This window comes from Rossellomorea vietnamensis NBRC 101237 (genome assembly GCF_001591825.1).
GTDB classification, from domain to species: domain Bacteria; phylum Bacillota; class Bacilli; order Bacillales; family Bacillaceae_B; genus Rossellomorea; species Rossellomorea vietnamensis.
In genome coordinates, this window is sequence record NZ_BCVQ01000089.1 from 1 (window position 1) to 6424 (window position 6424).

General features: G+C 43.3%; 8 protein-coding genes. 3 read left to right on the plus strand and 5 right to left on the minus strand.

All coding sequences use genetic code 11. The features are described from left to right. Positions 1–36 precede the first annotated feature (36 nt). The 3 genes from lepB to BVI01S_RS21615 all read right to left on the minus strand — a co-directional run bounded on the left by lepB (position 37) and on the right by BVI01S_RS21615 (position 3491). Positions 37–597, minus strand: coding sequence for a signal peptidase I (gene lepB / locus BVI01S_RS21605; RefSeq protein WP_034763363.1), 561 nt, complete (start codon positions 595–597; stop codon positions 37–39). After that, complete coding sequence (locus tag BVI01S_RS21610; protein ID WP_034763362.1) at positions 594–1235, minus strand: TVP38/TMEM64 family protein; 642 nt, start codon at positions 1233–1235, stop codon at positions 594–596. Before BVI01S_RS21610 ends, lepB begins: the two co-directional genes overlap by 4 nt. A gap of 285 nt (positions 1236–1520) precedes the next feature. After that, positions 1521–3491: a S9 family peptidase gene (locus BVI01S_RS21615; RefSeq protein WP_061811525.1), complete on the minus strand. Its 1971-nt coding sequence runs from the start codon at positions 3489–3491 to the stop codon at positions 1521–1523. 208 nt (positions 3492–3699) lie between these two features. Here BVI01S_RS21615 and BVI01S_RS21620 point away from each other — a divergent pair, with 208 nt between their 5' ends. Then, on the plus strand, positions 3700–4089 hold the full coding sequence (locus BVI01S_RS21620) for a YhjD family protein (protein ID WP_034763359.1): 390 nt from the start codon (positions 3700–3702) through the stop codon (positions 4087–4089). A 7-nt stretch (positions 4090–4096) separates the two neighbouring features. Here BVI01S_RS21620 and BVI01S_RS21625 read toward each other — a convergent pair whose 3' ends face one another. After that, entirely contained in the window at positions 4097–4666 is a 570-nt protein-coding gene (locus tag BVI01S_RS21625; protein ID WP_034763357.1) for a competence protein ComK, read from the minus strand. A gap of 196 nt (positions 4667–4862) precedes the next feature. On the opposite strand from BVI01S_RS21625, the gene BVI01S_RS21630 reads away from it, so the two are divergent. Continuing rightward, positions 4863–5099: an IDEAL domain-containing protein gene (locus BVI01S_RS21630; RefSeq protein ID WP_034763355.1), complete on the plus strand. Its 237-nt coding sequence runs from the start codon at positions 4863–4865 to the stop codon at positions 5097–5099. A gap of 121 nt (positions 5100–5220) precedes the next feature. Beyond that, positions 5221–5901: a DUF421 domain-containing protein gene (locus tag BVI01S_RS21635; protein ID WP_224520506.1), complete on the plus strand. Its 681-nt coding sequence runs from the start codon at positions 5221–5223 to the stop codon at positions 5899–5901. A 37-nt stretch (positions 5902–5938) separates the two neighbouring features. Here the strand turns inward: BVI01S_RS21635 and BVI01S_RS21640 are convergent, their stop codons facing one another. After that, positions 5939–6262 carry a hypothetical protein gene (locus BVI01S_RS21640; RefSeq protein WP_061811526.1) on the minus strand — a complete coding sequence of 108 codons (324 nt, stop codon included), beginning with the start codon at positions 6260–6262 and terminating at the stop codon, positions 5939–5941. Positions 6263–6424 lie beyond the last annotated feature (162 nt).

Below are 6424 nucleotides of genomic sequence, written 5' to 3' on the forward strand. Positions count from 1 at the left end.
AAGGCGTCCCCATCATGAGGCGCCTTCTTTTTCGTTCTATTTTCTAAACTGTACATCCCATTCATTGATCGGCCAATAGCGAAGGTCCACTTTCCCGACAATCTGCTCACGGTCCACAAATCCGAAATAGCGGCTATCCATACTTCCCCTGCGATTATCCCCGAGAACGAAGATTTTACCTTTAGGAACTGTTTTTTCTCCTGTGATTTCCTGCAGGGTAAAATCACCCGTCAGCTTACTGCCGATGTACTCCTGCTTGAACTTCTCTAAATAGGGTTCTGGATAGTACTTCCCATTCACATAAAGTTTGTCATCTTTGTACACGATTTTATCACCAGGCAAACCAATGATCCTCTTCACATAATCTTCTTTTTCATTTGCATGGAACACCACTACATCAAAGCGGTCCAGTTCTCCTATATGATAGCCGATTTTATTGACAACCAGTTTATTTCCATCCTGCAGTGTCGGCATCATCGATTCGCCTTCCACCACATAGTTGGAGAAGAGAAAGGTCCGAATGATGATGAATATGATTAATCCAATTCCCAGGGCTTTGATCCATTCAAGTCCTTCTCTTTTTACCTCTTCTCTCAATTTGATTCCTCCTGCTTTTTCCGTTCGATTCGTTGGTCTAATTCCATTTTCTTATTCAGATGTATCTCAATTCTTTTTCCGATAAACCATAACACAAAAATAATAGCCACAACGATTACAGTACGAATTGGTTGTTTAACTAATGATATAATATCATATCCTATAAAACTAATGGTGAATATCATCACCATTTTCCCCGTTACCACTGCCAGCATATATTGAGCAATGCTGATGGAGGATAATCCTGCCACCACATTTACAACCGCAGACGGGGTAAACGGGAAACACAAAAGGATGAACAGCGGTCCAAACCCATGCCTGTCTACCCATTTTGTCAATCGATTCACTTGCTTATTCTTCCTCAAAAAGCGAAAGACCCTTGTCTCTCCGTATCTTCTTACCAATAGAAAGACGATCAGGGCACCAAGCGTCGCACCGATCCATGAGAACAAAAAGCCCCACCATAAACCGAATGCATTCGCATTGGCCGTCACAAACACCACCAGGGGCAGGAACGGAAGAAATGCCTCCAGCAATGGGAGGAGGATTCCGGGAATCGGTCCAAATGAACGATATTGCTGAATCAGATCCATCATATTTTCAAGCGTAAACCAATTTTTTATCGTATTGATATTCATATTATATGTTTCCCCTTAAACGACCATGAACTTCGCCTTCACTTCTTACTCTCCCATCATATCACACCGGAACAGGATTTCCATATTGCAATTTGACGTGTCGTTTTTATTAATACACGTTTTCCTAAAGCGGGGGATTGTAAACCTCATCCGGCAGGGTAATTTTTTTCATGAGGGGTCCTTGCCCACCTGTCGAACGTCTAAGGATGGCCGTTCCCCCTCTCCCTATTCCGTTCCCCTCAAAAAAACTGCCATCCGCAACGGAATGACAGTTCTCCCAATTCTCTATAAATGCTCCCCGAACCAGTCGAGGATTTCCTGCAAACGGGCTTCCCGCATGGATGGCTTTCCTGTACGGGAGAGGTTGTGGTTGGATTCCGGGAAGCGGACGAACTTCGTCTCTTTATTCTCCCGTTTTAATGCGATGAATAACTGTTCTGCCTGCTCAATCGGACAGCGGTAATCCTTTTCACTGTGAAGGATCAATAACGGAGTGTCCATATCCTTCACGTAGGCGAGGGGAGAGTGCTTCCACAAAGTTTCAACGTCCCCAAGGTCGCTTTGGATCTGCCACTCGGAGAAATAGTAGCCGATATCACTCACTCCATAAAAGCTGATCCAGTTACTGATCGATCGCTGGGTCACAGCTGCTTTGAACCTGTCGCTGTGGCCGATGATCCAGTTGGTCATGAAGCCTCCATAGCTTCCACCGGTCACACCAAGGCGGGATTCATCGATGAAAGGAAATTTCTTCAGTGCGTAATCCACTGCCTTCATGATATCTTCGTAATCCCCCCCGCCATAATCACCCCGTACGGCATCGACGAACTCCTGACCGTAGCCATGACTTCCTCGGGGATTGACGTATAAGACAGCATAGCCCGAGTTTGTGAGGACCTGGAACTCATGAAAGAATGTGTTACCGTACATCGTATGAGGACCGCCATGGATTTCCACGATAAGGGGATACTTCTTTCCTTCCTCAAATCCCGCAGGTTTCATGATCCAGCCTTGGACCGGCATATCTTTCGCCCCGTTATATATGAACGATTCCGGAGAGGACAGTTCCCTCGTGGCAAGCAGATCCCCGTTTAAACGGGTGATGGTGGTGAGTTCTCCGGTCGGGACATGCAGTGTATACAATTCCCCTGGTTCTGTCGGTCTGCTCATTGCCAACAGGATGGTTTGGCGGTCCGAATCCAGGTCGAAGCCGTAGACATGCTGCTCCTCCTGTAAAAGTGCAGGATAAATGCCCCCCTCGATGTGAGCATAATAGAGGACCGTATTCCCCGAGTCCGATGCCAGAAAGTAAAAACTTTCATTGTCCTTAGACCACTGTATCCCCGTCCGTGACGAGCCCTGGATGCTGTCGCTGTTAAGATAATCCCCTACCGGCACATCCATCCCTTCAGTCAGGCAAACGGAATGCCCGGTCTCAAGTCCGTGAATATATATCTTATTATGAGTTGCGTTCTCAAATTCACGATTATGGCCAGTATAGGCAAGGCGCTTGCCATCCGGAGACCAACTTGCTTCCCCGTAGTATCCCGGCTCCCCGTTCACCTGTTTCATCTCTCCAGTGTCAAGGTCAAAAAGATATAAATCGGACTGGAATGAAAAGTCCCTGTCTTCTTTCCTGTCTGTCGATACGGCAAGGTACTTTCCATCCGGGGACCATGAATGAAGCGTGTAGTCATGTTCATCATCCGTGAGCCTTTTCATTTCCTTCGTTTCTACATTCACATATGCTATCTGTGAATATGAATCATCATGGAAGCCGCGATCATCACTTTTATATTTCATGCTTGTTGTAACAAAAGGCTTTGGCTTTTCCTCTTTTTCTTCTTTATGATCAAACGTTCCGCCTTTCTCTAAGCGAATGGTTAAAGCAATCTTTTCACCGCATGGGGACCACACAGGATTCGAGACCGCAACCGGACAGTCCGTGACCCGCTCTGCTTCCCCTCCATCCCGTCGGATGAGATGGAGCTGATTGACACCGGACCGGTTGGAGATGAAAGCAATCCTCCTTCCATCAGGTGACCATCTTGGTGACGAAATCCTCTGTTCCCCAAACGTCCATTGACGAATGGATTTTTCTTTTAGGTCGATACTATGTAAGGTTGAGAAATATTCATCTTTTTCTTTACACATCACCGTTTGAACGAATACAGCTTCATCTCCACCCGGTGAGAGCCTTGGATCCGATACAGCCTTTATTTCATAAAGGTCTTTTATGGTTATGTTTTTCTTCATGCTACAGCACCTTCCTTTCATTCTGTACCCTATTATATTTTCGACATTGAAAATGCGAATCCCTTCACGGATAAAAACCTGCGATCCCCTTCATAATAGAAACAAATTCAAATTCTACAATTTTCCCTATTGAAAGTAAATTGAAATCAACGTAAAATATAAAATACGAACACACGTTCTATACCAAAGTGAAAAGGAGTCTTTTCATATGACAAGGATACCGGAGACCGATCGGAATATTTTGGAGCAGGCCATCTATCTGCCCATGGTACTGACGATATTGAATCGCGACCTGCAAGTCGTCGACAGCAGCCCATTTAAATTAAAGAGACCGTATTTAGAGATGATCGAGGAGACGATGAAGGTCATTCAGGGGGAACTGGCCCACGTTAAAAAGTATATGAGGACGAATAAGATGAAGGTGGAAAGGATTCAATCGGATGATGCTTTCACGATGTACATGTTTTTGTATAAGGGATATGAAGAGCATCATAATTACTTCAATCCACGTCTCCGGAACCGGGTGGAGGATTTAATGAGACATTATCTGTTCCGCCGTTTCACGGAAACAAAGACAGATACAACAAAAGAAGCGTGACAGTGGCTCACGCATCGGTTTTGTGTATATGTCGATTCAAATAGAACGTTTTTACATTATTCATTTCCCTCTGGACCTTCGTATTATATTTACTTTCCATTTCGGCGATCCGCTGTGTATAGGCAATGCGTAGATCCGAGGTGCGGAGCATTTGGTTTTCAAAAGAACTGTAAGAAATGGGAACCGTGCAGGATTCATTGTTTTGCAGGAAGATTCGTGTTGATCCATTTGTCAACCGTTCATATCCCCGGACATGGGAGTGGGAAATCCATGCACATTCCTGCTTTACTGGAGATGATGTCGGGAATAGATAAATGGACATATCAGGGTTGACCATGATGGGGGCTTTGTAGATGATACCCGTAAGTTTCTTCGTACCTTCTTTCCTGCCTTCATAAGAACAGCCAAAGAATTCACAACTTTTCTTGAGGATATCAAAGGGTTTAAACGGAGAAATCAATACGTCATCCACCTCTATTATTTTCGTAAATGTCCTGGCGCCATATTCCATAGGCTGAAGGATCATCGTATGGGGATTCACTTCATATTCTTCTATAATTCGAGATTTTTCTCTCATTTCATCGCCTCCATTTACATTTTTCACCAAAATAATACCACAAATTTCGAGGGTTGTCTCTCATATTTTTAAAAATTCTGATATTTATCCCCTTCTACTGTTTTATGAATAAAAAATTATCAGAATATTTAATTTTTTGGTTGAATTTTTACTACTTACCCCATATACTAATAAAAAGAATTCAGGGGTGACGTATATGGAAAGCAAAAAGTCCTATACAGAAATGATGAAAGCCGCTGCCATGACCCGGAAGAAAGCCGCTGAAAGAAGCGTAATGGAAATCTATATCGATATGGTACTGCATGAAAGCATTTTAATGACACAGAAATCCAAGCTCTTAATTGACATTGATGCCGCCCTGGATACTAAGGATAAAGCACTGTTCATGAAATTATCAAAGGAATTAAATGAATTGAACGTAAGTTACGGATAATCATAAATGGCTGACTCCACCTCCCGAGTCAGCCATTCCCTTTTTATCGGACGGGCCTTTGGTACCTTCACGTGCATGACTTCCTCCCCATTGGCTAATCCTAATGGGGAATCTATACACGATGGAGCGAATCATCATGATCCTATTGATAAAAGTTCTGGTCCTCTACCTGATCACCATAGCGGCTATGAGGCTGATGGGTAAGTCTACAATCGTCCAGATGACCCCTTATGACCTGGTGGCCATCATCATCGTCGGGACCATTGCCTCTGAACCATTGATTTCAACAAAATTCTGGCCGACCATCACAGCGCTCGTCTTTCTTGTCGGACTCCATGTGCTGTTTTCATTCCTTACGTTAAGTCAATGGGGAAACCGGTTCTTCCTGGGAGAGCCTACATTGTTAATAAAAGACGGGGAAATATTGGAAGATAACCTGGAAAAATCAAAGATCTCACTCATTCAATTAACATCCATCCTCAGATCTCAAGGGTACCCGAAGATTTCAGATGTGGACTATGCGATGCTCGAGCCCATCGGGGAAGTGAGCATTATCCCCAAGGTAGAAAATACGCCGGTGACAGTGGAACATCTCAAATTGAAGATCGACGATGAAGGCCTGCCGATTTCGGTCATAGTGGACGGAAAAATCCAAACTAGGAACTTGAAGCTCCTGGGAAAATCGAAGGAATGGCTGGAAACACAACTAACCAACTCCAACCTGCACCATAAAGATGTGATCTTCGCCTATATGACGGAAAAAGCGAAAAACCTGGTTATCAGCAAAAGAGAAAAGGCCTAGTGGGTGACCAGGCCTTTTTCTTTATGCCTTCAAGATTTCAATGGAAAATGTCCCCATAAGCTTTCATTGTTAAATAGAATACGACTACAGTGTAAATCAAGGCTGTCCAAAATGATATCGAGTGATAGAATCTCTTCTTCTTTTTCCCTTTTAACAAGTTGTGGATCCTTTGATACCGATAACCACCACCGTAAGCATAAATGATGATCAAAGTGATCAATATCCCAATGATCAATGACCATTCCATCATTGGGCGGCCAGTTTCAAGATAACTCCAAAATGGCAATCCCACTAACACCAACATAGTAAAAGCAATATTGCTAAAGTACACTAACAGTTTTTGGTTTATGATTCCTTCCATCCCCTACCACCTCTCCATCCAATTTTCATGATCCAGCTTATAGATATATTACTTATTTTACCATAAAAGTTATAATTTAGAGAAAACATTTTTACTTAATCTTTCTGTTATCTCGTGTTAGCTGGTTGATCCTTTCCCCGTTCATTCAAAAAATAAAAAAAA

Excerpts from the sequence above, each read along its gene's own strand:
- BVI01S_RS21640 (WP_061811526.1), bottom strand. The coding sequence starts at position 6,262 with ATGGAAGGAATCATAAACCAAAAACTGTTAGTGTACTTTAGCAATATT.
- BVI01S_RS21635 (WP_224520506.1), top strand. The coding sequence starts at position 5,221 with ATGGAGCGAATCATCATGATCCTATTGATAAAAGTTCTGGTCCTCTAC.
- BVI01S_RS21625 (WP_034763357.1), bottom strand. The coding sequence starts at position 4,666 with ATGAGAGAAAAATCTCGAATTATAGAAGAATATGAAGTGAATCCCCAT.
- BVI01S_RS21620 (WP_034763359.1), top strand. The coding sequence starts at position 3,700 with ATGACAAGGATACCGGAGACCGATCGGAATATTTTGGAGCAGGCCATC.
- BVI01S_RS21630 (WP_034763355.1), top strand. The coding sequence starts at position 4,863 with ATGGAAAGCAAAAAGTCCTATACAGAAATGATGAAAGCCGCTGCCATG.
- BVI01S_RS21610 (WP_034763362.1), bottom strand. The coding sequence starts at position 1,235 with ATGAATATCAATACGATAAAAAATTGGTTTACGCTTGAAAATATGATG.
- BVI01S_RS21615 (WP_061811525.1), bottom strand. The coding sequence starts at position 3,491 with ATGAAGAAAAACATAACCATAAAAGACCTTTATGAAATAAAGGCTGTA.